General features: G+C 56.5%; 20 protein-coding genes and 1 pseudogene. 10 read left to right on the forward strand and 11 right to left on the reverse strand.

Annotated elements, in window-relative coordinates:
• The first annotated feature begins 99 nt into the window (after nt 1–99).
• On the forward strand, nt 100–1,239 hold the full coding sequence (locus tag J3A71_RS03210; protein WP_028697833.1) for a glutathione-independent formaldehyde dehydrogenase: 1,140 nt from the start codon (nt 100–102) through the stop codon (nt 1,237–1,239).
• A 91-nt stretch (nt 1,240–1,330) separates the two neighbouring features.
• Here J3A71_RS03210 and J3A71_RS03215 read toward each other — a convergent pair whose 3' ends face one another.
• From J3A71_RS03215 to J3A71_RS03225, 3 genes are all read right to left on the reverse strand, one after another.
• The gene (locus J3A71_RS03215) at nt 1,331–1,579 is read right to left on the reverse strand and encodes a hypothetical protein (RefSeq protein WP_028698527.1); all 249 of its coding nucleotides are present in this window, start codon (nt 1,577–1,579) and stop codon (nt 1,331–1,333) included.
• Nucleotides 1,580–1,657: 78 nt separating this feature from the next.
• The gene (locus J3A71_RS03220) at nt 1,658–2,122 is read right to left on the reverse strand and encodes a hemerythrin domain-containing protein (protein WP_028697831.1); all 465 of its coding nucleotides are present in this window, start codon (nt 2,120–2,122) and stop codon (nt 1,658–1,660) included.
• Nucleotides 2,123–2,213: 91 nt separating this feature from the next.
• On the reverse strand, nt 2,214–3,968 hold the full coding sequence (locus tag J3A71_RS03225) for a glycoside hydrolase family 15 protein (RefSeq protein ID WP_028698528.1): 1,755 nt from the start codon (nt 3,966–3,968) through the stop codon (nt 2,214–2,216).
• A gap of 341 nt (nt 3,969–4,309) precedes the next feature.
• Between J3A71_RS03225 and J3A71_RS03230 the strand changes: the two genes are divergently transcribed.
• Complete coding sequence (locus tag J3A71_RS03230; protein ID WP_167398654.1) at nt 4,310–4,450, forward strand: hypothetical protein; 141 nt, start codon at nt 4,310–4,312, stop codon at nt 4,448–4,450.
• 35 nt (nt 4,451–4,485) lie between these two features.
• Here J3A71_RS03230 and J3A71_RS03235 read toward each other — a convergent pair whose 3' ends face one another.
• The 6 genes and pseudogenes from J3A71_RS03235 to J3A71_RS31265 form a co-directional block, all read right to left on the reverse strand.
• The gene (locus J3A71_RS03235; protein ID WP_028698529.1) at nt 4,486–4,929 is read right to left on the reverse strand and encodes a YetF domain-containing protein; all 444 of its coding nucleotides are present in this window, start codon (nt 4,927–4,929) and stop codon (nt 4,486–4,488) included.
• A 9-nt stretch (nt 4,930–4,938) separates the two neighbouring features.
• Nucleotides 4,939–5,391 (reverse strand): hypothetical protein, encoded by a 453-nt coding sequence (locus J3A71_RS03240; protein ID WP_080693988.1) that lies wholly within the window; start codon nt 5,389–5,391, stop codon nt 4,939–4,941.
• 65 nt (nt 5,392–5,456) lie between these two features.
• Nucleotides 5,457–5,960, reverse strand: coding sequence for a CinA family protein (locus J3A71_RS03245; RefSeq protein ID WP_028697827.1), 504 nt, complete (start codon nt 5,958–5,960; stop codon nt 5,457–5,459).
• Nucleotides 5,961–6,327: 367 nt separating this feature from the next.
• Nucleotides 6,328–7,185 (reverse strand): SDR family oxidoreductase, encoded by an 858-nt coding sequence (locus tag J3A71_RS03250; RefSeq protein WP_028697826.1) that lies wholly within the window; start codon nt 7,183–7,185, stop codon nt 6,328–6,330.
• A 252-nt stretch (nt 7,186–7,437) separates the two neighbouring features.
• Complete coding sequence (locus J3A71_RS03255) at nt 7,438–7,977, reverse strand: type 1 glutamine amidotransferase domain-containing protein (protein ID WP_028697825.1); 540 nt, start codon at nt 7,975–7,977, stop codon at nt 7,438–7,440.
• 280 nt (nt 7,978–8,257) lie between these two features.
• Nucleotides 8,258–8,533 (reverse strand): annotated as a pseudogene (locus J3A71_RS31265) (short-chain dehydrogenase); the annotation flags it as partial.
• Between the two features lie 198 nt (nt 8,534–8,731).
• On the opposite strand from J3A71_RS31265, the gene J3A71_RS03265 reads away from it, so the two are divergent.
• From J3A71_RS03265 to J3A71_RS03285, 5 genes are all read left to right on the forward strand, one after another.
• Nucleotides 8,732–9,025, forward strand: a complete 294-nt coding sequence (locus tag J3A71_RS03265; RefSeq protein WP_028697823.1) for a DUF6555 family protein — start codon at nt 8,732–8,734, stop codon at nt 9,023–9,025.
• 36 nt (nt 9,026–9,061) lie between these two features.
• Nucleotides 9,062–9,220, forward strand: a complete 159-nt coding sequence (locus J3A71_RS03270; protein ID WP_162838439.1) for a hypothetical protein — start codon at nt 9,062–9,064, stop codon at nt 9,218–9,220.
• Nucleotides 9,221–9,237: 17 nt separating this feature from the next.
• Entirely contained in the window at nt 9,238–9,462 is a 225-nt protein-coding gene (locus tag J3A71_RS03275) for a DUF2188 domain-containing protein (protein WP_028697822.1), read from the forward strand.
• A complete protein-coding gene (locus J3A71_RS03280) occupies nt 9,459–9,893 on the forward strand; it encodes a DNA methylase (RefSeq protein WP_028697821.1) in 435 nt (144 codons plus the stop codon). The genes J3A71_RS03275 and J3A71_RS03280 overlap by 4 nt, the downstream gene beginning before the upstream one ends.
• Nucleotides 9,894–9,976: 83 nt before the next feature.
• Complete coding sequence (locus tag J3A71_RS03285) at nt 9,977–10,414, forward strand: response regulator (protein WP_028697820.1); 438 nt, start codon at nt 9,977–9,979, stop codon at nt 10,412–10,414.
• On the opposite strand, the gene J3A71_RS03290 is transcribed toward J3A71_RS03285, so the two are convergent.
• Entirely contained in the window at nt 10,411–10,827 is a 417-nt protein-coding gene (locus J3A71_RS03290) for a low affinity iron permease family protein (protein WP_028697819.1), read from the reverse strand. The genes J3A71_RS03285 and J3A71_RS03290 overlap by 4 nt on opposite strands.
• A 165-nt stretch (nt 10,828–10,992) precedes the next feature.
• Here J3A71_RS03290 and J3A71_RS03295 point away from each other — a divergent pair, with 165 nt between their 5' ends.
• Nucleotides 10,993–12,327 (forward strand): cation:proton antiporter, encoded by a 1,335-nt coding sequence (locus J3A71_RS03295; protein ID WP_028697818.1) that lies wholly within the window; start codon nt 10,993–10,995, stop codon nt 12,325–12,327.
• A gap of 15 nt (nt 12,328–12,342) precedes the next feature.
• On the opposite strand, the gene J3A71_RS03300 is transcribed toward J3A71_RS03295, so the two are convergent.
• Complete coding sequence (locus J3A71_RS03300) at nt 12,343–12,723, reverse strand: response regulator (RefSeq protein WP_028697817.1); 381 nt, start codon at nt 12,721–12,723, stop codon at nt 12,343–12,345.
• A gap of 142 nt (nt 12,724–12,865) precedes the next feature.
• On the opposite strand from J3A71_RS03300, the gene J3A71_RS03305 reads away from it, so the two are divergent.
• Nucleotides 12,866–13,846, forward strand: a complete 981-nt coding sequence (locus J3A71_RS03305) for an IS5-like element ISPa41 family transposase (RefSeq protein WP_014003920.1) — start codon at nt 12,866–12,868, stop codon at nt 13,844–13,846.
• Nucleotides 13,847–14,078: 232 nt separating this feature from the next.
• On the forward strand, nt 14,079–15,632 hold the full coding sequence (locus J3A71_RS03310) for a histidine kinase dimerization/phosphoacceptor domain -containing protein (RefSeq protein ID WP_028697816.1): 1,554 nt from the start codon (nt 14,079–14,081) through the stop codon (nt 15,630–15,632).
• Nucleotides 15,633–16,008: the final 376 nt, after the last annotated feature.

Genomic DNA, 16,008 nt, shown 5'->3' on the forward strand with positions numbered 1-16,008 from the left:
GGTCTGCCTCTACCATCAACATGCTGAACGTACTGACGCTGCATTCACCTGAACAGAGTAGGGCGCATTTCTGTAGCCCCTGACGATCGGGAGTTCAGCATGAAAGCAATCGTGTACAACGGCCCACGTGACGTCTCGGTCAAGGATGTACCGGACGCGAAAATCGAAAAGCCTATGGACGTGCTGGTACGCATTACCACGACCAACATCTGCGGTTCTGATTTGCACATGTACGAGGGCCGAACCTCGTTCGAAGCCGGGAGAGTTTTTGGTCACGAAAATCTCGGTGAGGTAATCGAGGTAGGGGCAGGGGTCGACCGGGTCAAAGTCGGTGACCGAGTCTGTCTACCTTTCAATATCGGCTGCGGGTTCTGTGAGAACTGTGAGAAAGGCCTCACTGGATTCTGCCTTACAGCGAATCCTGGTGCTGCGGGCGCGGCTTACGGTTTTGCCGAGATGGGCCCGTATCAGGGCGGGCAGGCCGAGCTGCTGCGTGTGCCCTATGCGGATTTCAACTGCCTGGTGCTGCCGGAAGATGCCCAGGAGCGTGAGGATGACTATGTCATGCTCTCGGATATCTTCCCTACAGGCTGGCATGCAACAGAGCTTGCCGGTTTGCTGCCGGGTGAAAGCATTGCGATTTACGGCGCAGGGCCTGTCGGCCTGATGGCGGCCCATTCGGCAATCATCAAAGGCGCGTCCCAGGTGTTTGTCATCGACAACCAACCGGATCGCCTGCAACTCGCCGCGCAGCTTGGCGCAACCCCTATCAATGCAGTCGAGCAGAAGGCCGTGGAAGAGATTATGAACCTTACTCACGGCAAAGGCACCGACAGAGGCTGTGAGTGCGTCGGTTACCAGTGCTGCGACAAGCATGGCCATGAAGCGAACTACCTCACCATGAACAACTTGGTCGCTTCAACCAAGGCCACTGGTGGCATAGGCGTGGTTGGAGTGTTCGTGCCAGAGGATCCTGGAGCGAAAAACGAACTGGCGAAGCAGGGCAAGATGGCCTTCGACTTCGGTGCGTTCTGGTTCAAGGGCCAACAGATCCGGACAGGCCAGGCGAATGTGAAGGCCTATAATCGCCGCCTGGCAGAGCTCATCCATCATGGGCGCGCCAAGCCCTCGCAGATCATTTCCCATCGTTTGAAACTGGCCGAAGGCCCAGATGCCTACAAGCACTTTGATGCGCGGGATGATGGCTGGACGAAAGTGGTGCTCAAGCCTGCGGCCTGATCTGCTCTCACTGCTTCCAGGGACGGAAGCGTGGTGAGGAGTGCAACCTGTATATTTTAGAAGCAACCTTTACCGGCTTGTCAGTGCGTTATCACCCGGCAATTTCCAGTTGCGTGTTCTTGCGCCACCCTCGCAGATTCATGGCGCAGAGACAGAACTGCAGGATGATCAGAGCCCAGGCATGTGCTTGCCAGCCCCACACAGCCCACAGCACGTTGCTTGCGATGAAGCAGCAAAATCCTATCTTCCTTCTACCCGGACGACGCGAACCAATGCACCAGGCTGCCAGTACGGTCATCACCATGGCGGGCCATTCAAGTAATCCAATCCAATATTCCATGAAACCTTCCAACTGATGATGGGGTATCTGAAGCTGATCACCTGCCAGCGTCCTGAGCGCTGGCAGGTGATCGCTCGACTAAGCCGCTCGCTGCTCGCCCTTGAGCATCTTTTTCTGCATTTCCATCGTTCGCCCCAGCTCCTCGAGGGTGTCCTTGCTGAGCAGCTTCTTCGCCGTGGGGAACAGCTCGCCTTCTTCTTCCGCGATGTGATGCTCCAACAGCTCTTTCATGACCTTGACCCGCCCGGCGAATTCGACGGTGCCAGTTTCGGTATGCAGCAGGTCGGGTAGGACGAGCGAATCGACAGTCCGGTGCTCCTCCTTGGCCTCGTAGTACATCTTCGCTTCTTCCTTGCCTCCCGCTTCCTTGATGGCCGGATAAAGAATTTCTTCTTCGAGCGCGGTGTGAATCTGCAGTTCCTGCTCGATCCTGTGGAGTAACTCGGCCCGTTTCTTCACCGCTCGCTCGGTGGTGGTCGACAATTCTTCGAGTAGCTTCTTCACCAGCTTGTGGTCTTGAATCAGCAAGTCGATAGCGTTCATTGGCGTTACCTCATCACGGATGGGATGTAAGAACTTGCCTCTGGTTGAGTCCCCGCCAAACGACACGGTTCAATGGAGATGATGTCTGGCGTCACCGTTCAGGATGGCAACCACTGATGGCCATCGCAGCTCTGAGGGCTGCCAGGTGAGTCAAGCCCTGCGGAAGGTTGCCCAGATACTGCCCCGTCTGCGGATCGACCATCTCCGAGTAGATGCCTACTCCATGTGATAGCCCTTTCAAAGCGTCTGCATAGGCGGCTTCGGCGCGTTCCTGGTTACCCAGAATGGCCCAGGCTTCGATTAACCAGAATGTGCAGGCTAAGAAGCAACCTTCCTCTTCCTGTGCATCGGTGCAGCGATAATGGAAAGCGCCGGCCCCTAGATCATGATCAATTGCTTCCAGCGTGCTGCGCATACGTTCCTTGCTTGGGTAGCCGAACCTGACGGCCAGTGCCAGTGAAGCGTCCAGTCGGTCGCTGTCTGGATAGAACAGGTAAGCCTGGCGTTCTTCGCTCCAGCAGTGCGCCTCGATCCATTGTTGGATGCGCTGTCGCTCGCGATCCCAGCGTTCACGGCAGGTGGTGGGAAGGTGGCCGCCATCTGCCAGTTCGATGGCCCGGCTCAAGGCTTGCCAGCAACTGACCTTGGACATCGTGTAGTGCTGTTTTTCCGGCAACTCCCAGATACCGGCATCCTGCTGACGCCAACAGTCGGCGCACTGGTCGGCAAGGCCTGAGAGGAGCATGGCGCTCGGGGAATCAAGAATGTTGCCGCTGTCGATGAAGCAGCGCGCTGTTTCGAAGATATCGCCGAACACACCGTGTTGGAGCTGGTCGCGGGCATCATTGCCGACGACTGGAGGGGAGTTCTTGTAGCCAGGCAGATCGACCGGGCGCACGCAATCACCGATTGCACCGTCCAGGGTATAGAACACCCGTGGCCCATGTTCATCCAACCGGCGCAGTAGCCAGGTGAATGCAGCCTTAGCCTCTGGCTGTGCGCCGATGCCCAGAAACGCCTCGATGGTGTAGCCGGCATCGCGTATCCAGGCGAACCGGTAGTCGTAGTTCTTGCAGCCGCCAATCCGTTCGGGAAGGGACGAAGTCGCTGCCGCCATGATCGAGCCACTTGGAGAGGACAGCAGAAGCTTGAGGGCCAGCGCATTTCGGATGACCTGAGTCTGGTACGGGCCGTCGTAGACCAGTCCCTTCGACCATTGGCACCACTCCCGGTGCGAGCCGTCGATGCGTTCATCGATCAGGGCCAACGGCGGTGCCACCAGGGGCTCATCACGCCCTGCGATAATTGCAACCACTGAGCGTTGTCCAGCTGCAAGGCTAAGGACAGCACGGACGCCCATGTCGTCTTTGCGTTCGATGTGCACATGATGGTCGTGCAGGAACATGCCGAGTATTCGCCCCGCATGAAAAACGCAGGCATTGTCATTCGGCGCCACGTAGGGGCTTACCGTGTCGGCTTGGGTTCCGAAGTCGATGGCTAACTCGAAATCGACCGCACCCTCGACACACTCAATGCGCCTGGCGAGTTCGGCCCAAGGCAGGCGTCCGGCTGGCCCGCTGTTCAAGGATTCCGTCAGCCGGGCACGACCCTGAGTGGTGATGAAAATTGTCTCAAGGACGTTGCTGTCTGCTAAGTAGCGGCGCTCAGCAACGAACGGCTCGCTAGGGGTAATGGAAAAGAAGCCTCCTGTTTCAGGGGCCAGCAGCTTGTCGAATAGGGGTGGTGAATCCATGTGCGGCACACACCACCAGTCGATGGAACCGTCCAGGCCAATCAGTGCCACGGAACGCCCATCGCCGAGCGCACCATACTGCTCCAAGGGCAACCATCCACCCTCATCTCGTTGAGGTGCACCCTGTTGAGCTTCTACCGGTTCTCTTTCCATCAGCATGCCTTCGAGATCACGTGTTCTCATTCCGACAGGGCTATCTGGCGTCTGGTTCGTCTTATGTGAGCGCTGCGTAAATAGAGGGAATTTAGAATTGGCATGGATATCTCATGTAAAGCGAGACACAAGGGAGCTTCGTTGCCTCGCATTTACCCTGCAGGGAACAAGAACAAAAGGGGGCTTACATGAGTTGTCTGATTTGCGCGGGGCAAGCTGAGTCCGTTGAATGCACCGGTGGCTGGGAAGAGCGACACTGTTCTCAATGCGGCTGTTACCGAATGTCCCAAACGCTCATTCTGGTGATGATGGAAGAGGGTCAGATTTTTGATACCGAGCGGATGCGGGCCTGGCTGGTATCTCGGCGCGAACTGATGCCCATCCCTACCATCGACCATAGCCAGGCGATATTGGCACTCTAAACGGACATGGGTTCTACCACTGACAGCCTGTTGTCTTACTCGGCAGGAATGATTGAAATCTTTCCATTGCGTTCGACGATAGCGAACTTCACTTGCTCAATTTTTTCGATGCCTTGGCTGTCTCGTGCTGACTCGAGGATATCGTCCTCCGTGAGTCGTGCCCGACGCATGCGGTGATGCAGAAAGCGCCCATTCTCAACAACCAGGGTAGCGTGCCCGTCCAGAAGTCGGGCCAAGGGCTTGGAGTTCAGCTTTGCTAGTGAAAGGCCGACGTCCAGTACGATCAGCGTGGCGATCACCAGCGTGGCATTGGTGAATGAAAAATCGTCACCCAGAAGCGCCTGCTGGGTGGCTTCCCCGATGATCAGCAACAACACGAAGTCGAAGGTCGTCAAATCGGCCAGCGAGCGCCGCCCGGCCACGCGAAACAGCAGCATGAGGGCGACATACATTCCGGCTGCGCGGAGGATCGAATCCATGACGCACTCCTAGGGGTAAAGAAATGTGGAGAAGTGAACGGCGCTTTCAGGGCCAGCCCTGACGCTGCCCTCCAGAGTGCCTACGTGCTCACTTCGAAGGGTCAAGTACAAGGTGGCGACCCCATCTTCTTTAGTACCCAATTGGAACAGCAGGGCCTGGCCATGCGACATCGACTGTTGTGGCTCCGGTTGCAACGTCTCGATACTGGCGTCACGGAGCAATGATCCCTCGATTTGCACTTCCACCGGCTGACCAGGGATACCCTGAACGGTGATGAATAGACTGTCTGTCGTGCCGCTTCGGCTGAGGCGCTGGTACTCAACCCGTACCCGGCCATCCTGGCTCACCACCTCGGCATCGCTCAACGGGCCATTACCGAACAGGCCTGCCAAGGCAAGCAATACGATGGCCACGAGCACGTACCAGCCCACGCGCTCGAAGCGCCAGACGCGCTGCTGCATCGGTATATCTTCATGAACAGGGTGACGCCTGGATAGCAGTTCATCTTCCGACATGATCACAGCCCTCAGGCGCGCTCGCCGCGTAACCAGCGCTGGTGATAGTGGGAAAGCCGGGTCAACCCGAAAACGGCGCCTTGGCGCATCACTTCAGACCGCTCGCCGAAGAAACGCTGAGTGCGCGTGAAAACGGCAATTGGCTCGCCGGCGAAAGCCCACGCAAAGCACATCGTCCCCGGTGGTATCCCGGATTCGGGTGCCGGCCCGGCTACCCCGGTGGTGGCGATCACCACGTTCGCATCGCTGTCTCTCAAGGCGCCCAAGGCCATTTCCCAGGCTACTGCTTCGCTGGTCAGGCCATATCGTTCGATGGTTTCGGCGCTGACGCCCAGCAAGCGCTTCTTGGCGCTGGGCGAGTAGACGACATAGCCGCTTTCCAGCACCTCGCCGGTACCCGGTACCGCCGCCAACAAAGCCACAAGGCAGCCCGCAGTGCACGATTCTGCTGTGCTCAAAATCAGTTTGTTGTTTTTGAGATAGCCGAGAGCGGCCAGTACAGGGTCGTTTTCCATTTCAGAATCGACTCGCTTGTTTTGCGGTGGACGCGATGCTGGGGTATTTGGTTCATCGCATCTAATGCCCGGCTATCTCGGGGAGTGAACCTGACCTGAACTTTGCCTCGTACATTGGCTTCTTTTATTCAAAGACAAGGGTAGGAGAGCAAGATGAAGAATGAGAGCGATAGGCAAAATGCAGGTGCGCAGACGAGGCCGCATGGGGAAGAGGAGCGAGACAACGATGCTCATCGTCCGGACGGATCAACGGGGACAGCCCACGACTCCACGGCGCAAAAAACGGCCCGTGATCACGATCAGCAAAAACGCTGAAACTGCCCACGAAAAGGGTTTGAGGCTCGCCAACTCGGCGAGCCTCTTTTCGCTAAAGGATCGGTTTACCGCCAGTCACTGCGTAACGTGAGCCACTGATGTAGCTGGCCTCGTCGGAGCCCAGCAGCACGTAGATCGGCGCGACTTCGACCGGCTGCCCCGGGCGCCCCATCGGGTAGCTGGAACCGAAGTTCTTGACGGCCTCGTCCGGCATGGTTGCCGGAATCAAAGGCGTCCAAATAGGGCCTGGCGCGACGCTGTTGACCCTGATGCCTTTCTTGGCTAGCAACTGAGCCAAGCCAGCAGTGAAGTTGGCAATGGCTCCCTTGGTCGTGGCATAGGCCAGCAGGCTGGGGGATGGATCGTCGGAATTGACCGAGCTCGTATTGATGATCGAGCTTCCCTTGGGCATGGAAGGCAGAGCCGCCTGGCAAATCCTGAAGATCGCGGTGATGTTGGTATCGAAGGTCTTCACCCATTCGTCATCGTCGATTTCTTCCAAGGTCTCGTGGGACATCTGGAACGCCGCGTTGTTGACCAGGATGTCGATGCGCCCGAACTGGCTAACGGTCTTTTCGACGATGTCGTAGCAGTGCTGTTTCTGCGCCAGGTCTCCGGGCAACAGCAGGCATTGACGGCCTGCGGACTCAACCCAGCGCGCGGTTTCTTGGGCGTCTTCATGCTCATTCAGATAAGCGATGGCGACGTCGGCTCCTTCACGGGCATAGGCAATCGCTACTGCCCGCCCGATGCCGCTGTCTGCTCCGGTGATGAGTGCAATCTTGCCTTCGAGTCGATTGTGGCCGGTATACGATTGCTCACCACAATCCGGGTAGGGCTCCATCTTGCGCTGTGAGCCGGGGACATTTTGAGGCTGTGAAGGGAAGGGCGGGGTAGGGAAGTCTCGCATGGTGGAAGCTCCTGCAGTTGAGAACGCTTGTTATCGTTCGAACGGAGCTAAGGGCCGACGTTGAGATGAATTCAGGGTTTGAACGACGGGCGGTCACTCCTTCTATCTCCATTGAATTATCGGGAATTGGTCGGCTCTACCGCTGACCCGTGTCGCGCTTTCTGTGTGAGGCTCCACTACATCCAGCTGGCGTGACCCGCGCCCTCCAGGTGCCTGAGGCATCACCGGAGGGCGCGAAGCAGAAAGCTGGACTCAGCCTGCCAGCGCTTTGATCAACTGTTCGTTGAAAGCCGGAATATCGTCTGGCTGGCGGCTGGTGATCAGGTTGCCGTCCACTACAACCTGCTCATCCACCCAATTGCCGCCCGCATTGCGAATGTCGTCCTGCAATGTCTTGTAGCTTGTCATCCGCTTGCCTTTGGCCAAGCCACTGGACACCAGGAGCCAGCCTCCGTGGCAGATGACGGCCAGCGGCTTGCCAGCCGCGTCGTGGCTCTTCACCAGGTTCTGCGCACCGGGGATCAAGCGAATCGTGTCGGAGTTCTGAACGCCGCCGGGCAGCACGAGGGCATCATAGAGATCGAGTTGGGCACCTTCGAAGGTTGCATCCACGGCAAACTCGTCGGCGGGCTTGTCGTGATTCCAACCACGCACAGTGCCTTCCTTATCAGCGAGGATGTCGATCACCGCACCAGCTTTCTCCAAGGCCTCACGAGGCCCTGTTAACTCGACTTGTTCAAAACCATCAGTCACCAGGAAGGCAACGCGCTTGCCACTCAGTTGTGTACTCATCTTTGAATCTCCATTTTCGATAAAGCTGACAGGGGAGGCCTCAACGGCGTCGACGTTGGGCATGAGCGATGAGAAGTCCCGCGAGCAGACCGATGACTGCCGCACTTAGCAACAGCGGTATCTTGTCTTTAGGGGTTAGGCCGATGCCGTCCATGCTTCCCGGCCTACCTGTTGGCGTGGACAGATTCTCGGAGGACTCCAGTGCGTCGGAACTGCGGTTCAATGGTGTGTCCGGACTGGACTGAGCGACGGGCTCAACCTCCTCAGCCGTGGCGCTGACGTCCAATTGGTTCAGCTTCAACGCTGTGCCGTCCACCAGGGTCAGTGTCAGGTTTTCAATGTCTCCCGCTGCGCGACCTGGAAAAACCGGTTCGCCTGCAGCATCGAGGTTGTCGTAAATGAAGCGCTTGCCCTCCAGCCAGCCAACGGCTGTGAGTAACTCGGGGCCGAGGTAGTATTTTCCATCGAGGAAGAAGCCTGGAAACTGGTGAGCGCGTTCGACGTTCTCCACGGAGTAACGCTCACCCGCCTTCATGCCTGTTGTTGGATCAATCATGACCACGACCTCCGTATGCTGGTATAGCCATGGAGGTTGCCGAGGCAGTACGTGTTCCTAAGGGATGACCAATGGACTTCAGTCCAATCTGTTGGTGGGTGGCCGGTGGTTGAGCGCAGGGTCTGCCGTCTGACTTTTCAATTGAATTTTTACGCGTACATCCCCCTCTGTAAATTTGGGTCAAAGGGAGATACTCACGTGCCTGGGCAGCAATTATTTGTTATCGATTACACACTCCATGGCGAGAGCCGGGCGTTCATTATTCGCTTGGAAAAAATGGACGATCCCGTGGCCTGGCACTGGGCTAGTTGCGATGCCGGTGTTGGCATCATCCCGCGATTCAGTCAGCAGAACATCAAGCTGGTCAGTCGTCCAATGGCAGAGGGCTATGGCATCGCGAACGTGAAGTGGCGACTTGCCGGCAATGGCCCTGAATTCATTCCCCAACCTATCGATGTCGGCAAATTTTCAGGTGCTGGAGAAGGTGCCTGAACCCCTGAGGCCGGCCACTTTTTTGGAGATGTTGCTATGCAGCCTAAAACCGAAGGCTCTGAAGAGAAAGGCCCAAGCGACTTACCTTTCATTAACGATCCGGAAAAGCCCACGTCGCCTCCTTTGAATGACGCTGATGCCACTGAAGCAGCCGAGGCAGAGGAAGACATTGAGGATGACGGCCAACCCATATGAGCCAGGAGGAGCACACGATGGACAATTACCACCTCAGCCCTACAGCAAATGGATGGGAATTGAAGAAAGCCGGTGCTGAACGCGCCTCCAAGCGAGCGGCGACTAAGCATGAATTGGTCAGCGCCCTCGCAGATTTCTTTGATGGCAAGACGGCATCGGTGAAGATCCATAAGGCGGATGGCACTATCGAAGAGGAGCGCACCTACCCACGATCTGCTGACCCGCGCCGTAGTAAAGGTTGAAGACCGTAAATGCCTGTGATCTCGGCATCGAAGTCACGGATGTCGGGGGTGTGTTCAGGTGGTTGATGGCCAGCTTTCTCATGGGCAAGCGCATACGATCTACTGTCGCCTTGAGGGCGTACCGGATACTTGTCGATCAGCAGGGGCTTGATACGCCGCAAAAGCTTGCGCAGGCCACACATGCGACCCTTGTGAGGCTGCTCGGGCAGGCTGGGTATGCGCGATACGATGAATCCACTGCCCGACGATTGCATGCCCTTGGTAAGAAGGTAGACGCGGAATTGGGTGTTCAACTTGAGGCGCTGCGGGACGATCCAGGTTGTGAGAACTTCAAGCGCTGGCTGCTAAGCTTCGAGGGTATAGGCCCTAAGACGGTGGAGATTTTCATGCGAGAGGCGCTTGGCTATTTGTCAGTGTCGGAAGGCCATTGAGCGGATGACGGCGATTGGCCTCCATCGACGCGCGTCCAGATGAGTGGAACACTCAAAGAATCAATTATGGACTGGAGAGGGTGATGAAGCTTGACATCGAGAGTTTATCGCTATCAGGGAAGACAGTAGTTGTCGTGGAAGATGATCCAACGCTTCAGACCCTGCTGGTGGAGATCCTAATCGAGTTGGGCGCCGCCTGCGATGCCTTCGATAACGCCGAAGACGCTTTGATTCACTTGATGGGACTTGGGAGCGACTGCTCGTTGATCGTCGCCGATCACGGTGTTCCTGGAAGCATCAAAGGCATGGAGTTCATCTCCATGGCCCACGAAAGGTGGCCAAGATTACCAGCCATTCTCACCTCGGGCTATCAGCTTGATCCATCGCAGGTCACCCCACCTGTCACTTACCTGTTCAAACCATGGTCAATTGACGAGCTCGCTGAAGCTATTAACCAGGCGCTCAGCTCTGCAAGTGTTCCGCCAGCTCTGCCCGCATCGTCCGACCATAACGCTCTTTAGCGCTGCAGGTTGTCTCGATCTGCATCGTCCGCCCGCTGCTCGCTAGACATTTGGTGGGGCGTCTCGCAGTGGCTGCCCATCGCCTGATATTCCTTGCGAAGTTTATGGATTTCTCGATTGTCGAGTGCTTCAAGATCGAGCACCGACTGCTCTGCGGATTTTGTAGCACGGATAAGCTCGTCGAGCTTCACGTGGATGATGTCGTTGTCCCGGTTCTGGGTATTCTGAATCAGGAAAACCATCAGGAATGTGATGATGGTGGTCGACGTATTAACGATGAGTTGCCAGGTGTCGTTGTAGTGAAACCAGGGCCCGGATGCAGCCCATGTGGCAATTAGTACCACGGCGATCAAGAAGGTACTCGGTTTACCGGCGTGGTTAGCGAGCGATTGGCAGAACTGGGCGAATTTCATGACGATAACTCCAATGCGACCTATCGGTTTTGACAGCAGAGGAGCGCTGAAATCTTTTTTTACATTTCGCCGTGATGATGGACGAACGTAGTAAGTGCAGCGGAACGACGTGTTTAGCCAGAAAGTCAAAAAATAATCGAAAATTCTCCCAAGGCTTCTGCGCAGATGACCTTCATCGTCTGGTTCGCCATGCTGGGTGCAGTGCTCCTGCTACTCTCGCTTTCATCCTCGTACCTGCGCTGGATTCCAGTTACAACGTCCGTTGTGTGCCTTGGCTTAGGTATGGCTCTGGGAACATCGGGCCTGGGTTTCCTACAGCTCGACTTGAGCAAGTCGAGTGGCTGGATGGAGCACCTCACCGAAGTCGCGGTGTTGTTTTCGCTGTTCTTCAGTGGCCTGAAGTTGCGCTTGCCCTTGCACAACCGCAGCTGGTTGAGCGCTTTCTATCTGGCGGGGCCGGTGATGTTGCTCTGCATCGGTGGGGTAACGCTGGTGCTGCATTACGGCCTCCACCTGGGGTGGGGAGTGTCCGTTCTGATTGGAGCTATCCTGGCACCCACAGACCCGGTGCTGGCAACCCTGGTACAGGTGGTTGATGCCCAGGACGATGATCCTGTCCGTTTCAGCCTGTCCGGTGAGGCAGGGCTCAACGATGGAGTGGCTTTTCCCTTCGTCATCCTCGGCCTGTTCCTGCAACAGGATACCGGGCAAGCCTGGTTCTCTAGCTGGCTCCTCAAGGACATGCTGTGGGCAGTCACTGCAGGTCTGCTGCTGGGCTATTGGATGGGGCGTGGCTTGGGCAAACTCACGCTTTTCTTGCGTTTGCGCAACGACGACAGCACCGTGTCGCCCAACGACTATCTCGCCCTTGCCCTGATCGCGCTGGCTTATGTGAGCGCCGAGACTATTCAGGCCTATGGGTTTCTCGCGGTGTTCGCTGCGGGCCTCGGTTTGCGCCAGGCGGAGGTTCACACCTCAAATAGCCCCGAGGATCCAGCTGCCGAGCATCTAGTACAGCCTGTGGTAGGACACCAGCATGTCGCGCCGGAGCTGGCCGTCAAAGGTGATGTGGAAGGGCTCGATGACTCACAGGTGGCAGCGGGGATAATGTTGGGGGACATGCTGGCATTCGGTAGCTTGATCGAGCGGGCACTGGAAGTGTTTCTCGTCACCATGCTCGGGGTAGTGCTCATTGAACATTGGGACTGGCGGGCAGTGCTGGTAGCCGGCGCCTTGTTCTTTGTCATTCGCCCCGTCAGCATTCTGCTTTTCCCGGCTCGGGGAATGCTGGATATCCGTCAGCGCGGGCTTCTGGGGTGGTTTGGCATCCGAGGTATCGGCAGCTTCTACTACCTGTTCTATGCCCTCAATCATGGGCTGCTTCCCACCTTGGCCGCACAGAGCATTAGCTTGGTTTTGTCGGTGGTGGCGTTGAGCATTCTGCTACATGGATTGAGCGTTCAACCGCTGCTAGCCAAATACGAAGCATGGAAGGGGTAGGCAGCGTTCTTTGGATCAAGCTTCTACTTGCGGCGGGAGCGTTACTAATTTGTTGATCAGCGAGGCGAGATCAGAAATCTCCCAAGGTTTGGGGAGAAATGCTGTCCGAGCAGGCAGCAAACCGGTGTCGATTACTGCGTCGCCCGAAGTCAGAATCACTGGCAGGGTAGGCCATCGACGCCAAATCTCGTGTGCAAGGCCTAAACCGTCCATGCTTCCAGGCATATGAATATCGGTCATCACCAAGCTAGGGACATCCTTATTGCAAAGGTAATGCAACGCCTCGTCAGCATTTGCGCAGCACGTCATAGCAACGGCGTAGAGTGACGAGAGGCTCTCGGCAGTTAGGTCTCTCAGGAGGTCGTCGTCTTCCACAATGAGGATGGTTTTCGGCATGTAAGGTTTGCTCGCGGGTCATATGCATTAGGGCTCTGGGCCTCTACGCCGTTGCTCCTGGGCGATAAGTGGTGCCCTAGGGAATCTCCGAACAAGCCTTCAGTTATGCGAGAATCCCCGCAACACCTGATCCGAGCCGCCCATGAGCCAGATGAGCTTTTCCGACTTTGAGTACGCCGGCAAGCGCAAGCAAACCCGCCGAGAGCGCTTCCTCGCCGAAATGGATCAGGTGGTGCCCTGGGCAGGCCTGCTGGAGCTGATCGAACCGTTCTACCCCAAGGCCGGCGGCGGTAGAAAACCCTATCCTCTGGAAACCATGCTGCGCATCCATCTGTTGCAGAACTGGTTCTCCCTGAGCGACCCGGCCATGGAAGAAGCGCTCTACGAAATCACGCCCATGCGCCAGTTCGCACGCCTGACGCTGAGCGCGCCAATCCCCGAAGACACCACGATCATGAACTTCCGGCACTTGCTGGAGAAGCATCAGCTCGCACCGGCAATCCTTGCGGTCATCAATGGTTATCTGCAGGAAAAAGGCCTGTCGCTGCGCCAAGGCACCATCGTCGATGCCACCATTATTCATGCCCCCAGCTCGACCAAAAATAAAGAAGGCAAGCGTGATCCCGAGATGCACCAGACCAAGAAAGGCGGTCAGTATTTCTTCGGGATGAAGGCGCACATCGGTGCCGATGTCGAGTCCGGCCTGGTGCATCACGTCCATGGCACCGCTGCCAATGTGGCCGATGTCACGCAGGTGGCTGAACTGCTGCATGGCGAAGAAAACGCCGTGTATGCAGATGCCGGTTACACCGGTGTCGAAAGGCGCGAAGAGCATGAAAATCGGGGGGTGATCTGGCAGATTGCAGCGCGTCGCAGCACCTATTCCAAGCTGAACCAGCGCAGCGTACTGTACAAAGCCAAGCGCAAGATCGAGTTCTGCAAGGCTCAGACACGGGCCAAGGTCGAGCATCCGTTTCGCGTGATCAAGCGGCAGTTTGGTTACGTGAAAGTACGTTTTCGTGGGCTGATGAAAAACACGGCTCAGTTGACCACGCTGTTCGCCCTGGCAAACCTGTGGAGGGTTCGAAAACAGCTCATGGGTATGGGTGAGGTTCGCGTTTAACACGGAGAACCGGTCGAAAAAGCTCTCCGTACATGATTTTTCGGTCACTTTTCGTCCAATGACGCTGTAGGTGCCTGGAAAATTGCAACTTGCCGCGGCTGCACGACAAGTTGATCGGAGCATCCCTAGGCGCCGTCATGAATTAGCGGCTATGGTAGGAAAGCGGTAAGCGAAACGACTGTACGCTCTGAAAGGATTCTGGGCGTTTCCCGTTATTGCGGAAGGGAAGACTATGCAGCAGCTACCAGTGGACGAAACCATCCGAGCGGCATTGAAGAAGACTCATGCGCGCTTGCACCGCCAACATGAGCTCGTGGTCGAGTTTGGCGTAATGTCCCTGAAGGCTGCGGACTTGGATCTGTTGCTGACCCGTGCATGTGAAGTAGTCGCTGAAGGGATGAGCACTCGTTTTTCCAAGGTGCTCCAGCCAGCAGAGGACGGGGAAGGGGAAGGGTTTGTTCTGACCCACGGCGTTGGCTGGGATGCTTCTGACATCGGGCGGGCAACCGTGGGCGGCGATGTGGCTAGTCCCGCAGGCTATGCATTGGCCACCTACAGGCCCGTACTCTCGAATCATTTGGGTATGGAAAACCGCTTTCGAACGCCGGAACTGCTGAAAAAATATGGAATCGAGCGGGCCATCAATGTCCCGATCCGGGGTTTGCTCAGCCCGTTTGGTGTACTGGAAGCCGACAGCAGCAACGGGGACGATTTTGTAGAGAGCGATCTGGTATTTCTGGAAGGCATCTCGAACGTCATTTCCATGGCTGTCGAAAGAATATCTGCAGGCGTGGATGTTCCAGTTCCCGACCCTTATTCCGAGACCATTCTGAACGCAAGCCCTGACTGGGTGGATATCTTGGCCCCGAACGGCGAGATCGAGTTCATGAATGAAGCCGGGCTGACATTCCTGGATACCCAACTGACCACTGTTAAAGGTCAGCGATGGTATGACTTGTGGCCTGAGGAGTCGCGATCATTTGTTTGGGAGGCGGTAGCTAAAGTCAGCGCTGGCGAAACCATGAGGTTCGAATCGTACTGCCCAATCGCTCCCGATGAACCCAAATGGTGGGACGTGACGGTGGCGCCGATCCTCGGAGCGGACGGCAAGGTCGAGCGAATGATTGCCGTATCGCGAGATATCACCGAGCGTCATCAATATGAGGCTCAATTGCTGTCGCTCATCGAGGCTCAGAATAGCAAGCAGAACCGAAGCGACCTCTATCTCGAAGAGATCCACCATCGCGTCAAGAACAGCCTTCACCTGGTAAACACACTGCTGTTGCTACAGGCCAATCTCACGCCCGATGCAGCGGTTAAATTGCAGCTTGAAACCGCTGCAGGCCGAGTAGTGACCATTGCCACGGTTCACGAGCGGCTGTACCAGGCTGCCGAAGATCAAGAACTTCGTGCGCGTGATTACCTCACTGCTCTGTTGGGGGATCTGGGCAGAGCCTTAGCCGAGCGCAAAATTGTGCTGGACGCTGACGAGTTCGTATTGCCTTCAGAAAGAATGGCGCCCCTGGGACTGGTAATTTCTGAACTGATCACCAATGCCCTCAAGTATGGTAAGGGCAACATTGAGGTGGCCGTCAAGCATGCCGGCGACCATGCGCTACTCACCGTCAGGGATGAGGGCGACGGCTTCCCTGATAATTATCCAAAGCCGACAGGTACGGGGCTTGGCATGCGATTGGTCAAAAGCTATTCCGGTTACGGTAGCGCGGCAGTGGAGGTTGATCGGCAGGATAGTAAAAGCTGTATCCATGTACGCTTCAAACTTTAGGCGCGCCTGCACACACCGATGGCACTTAGCCAAATGCGTATGGTCGTAATGAGGCTGATTCGAGACCTGGGATCATCATTGGAGGAGTAGGGTATGCGTAACTGGGGATGGCTGATGACTGCGGTAGGTTACGCTGGGCTTTCAGGAATGTTAGCCATAATCGGCGTTGCGGTTTCAGGGTTTCACAACCTCACTAGCGAGATGCTAGGGGTGAGCCTGTTGCTAGCGGCAGCGTCATTGGCGCTGGTGTTCGTTGGTGGTCGTCTTCGAGCGAGAGGCAAACCCTTGTTGCCCATTTCGCTGTCTTCTTAACACCGCTTTCATTTTCTCTAAAAGTGGCCAGAGTGCCATGCACCCCGGCCTGGCTCATTTCAAG

It is taken from the genome of Pseudomonas sp. PvP089 (assembly GCF_017875165.1).
GTDB classification, from domain to species: domain Bacteria; phylum Pseudomonadota; class Gammaproteobacteria; order Pseudomonadales; family Pseudomonadaceae; genus Aquipseudomonas; species Aquipseudomonas fortuita.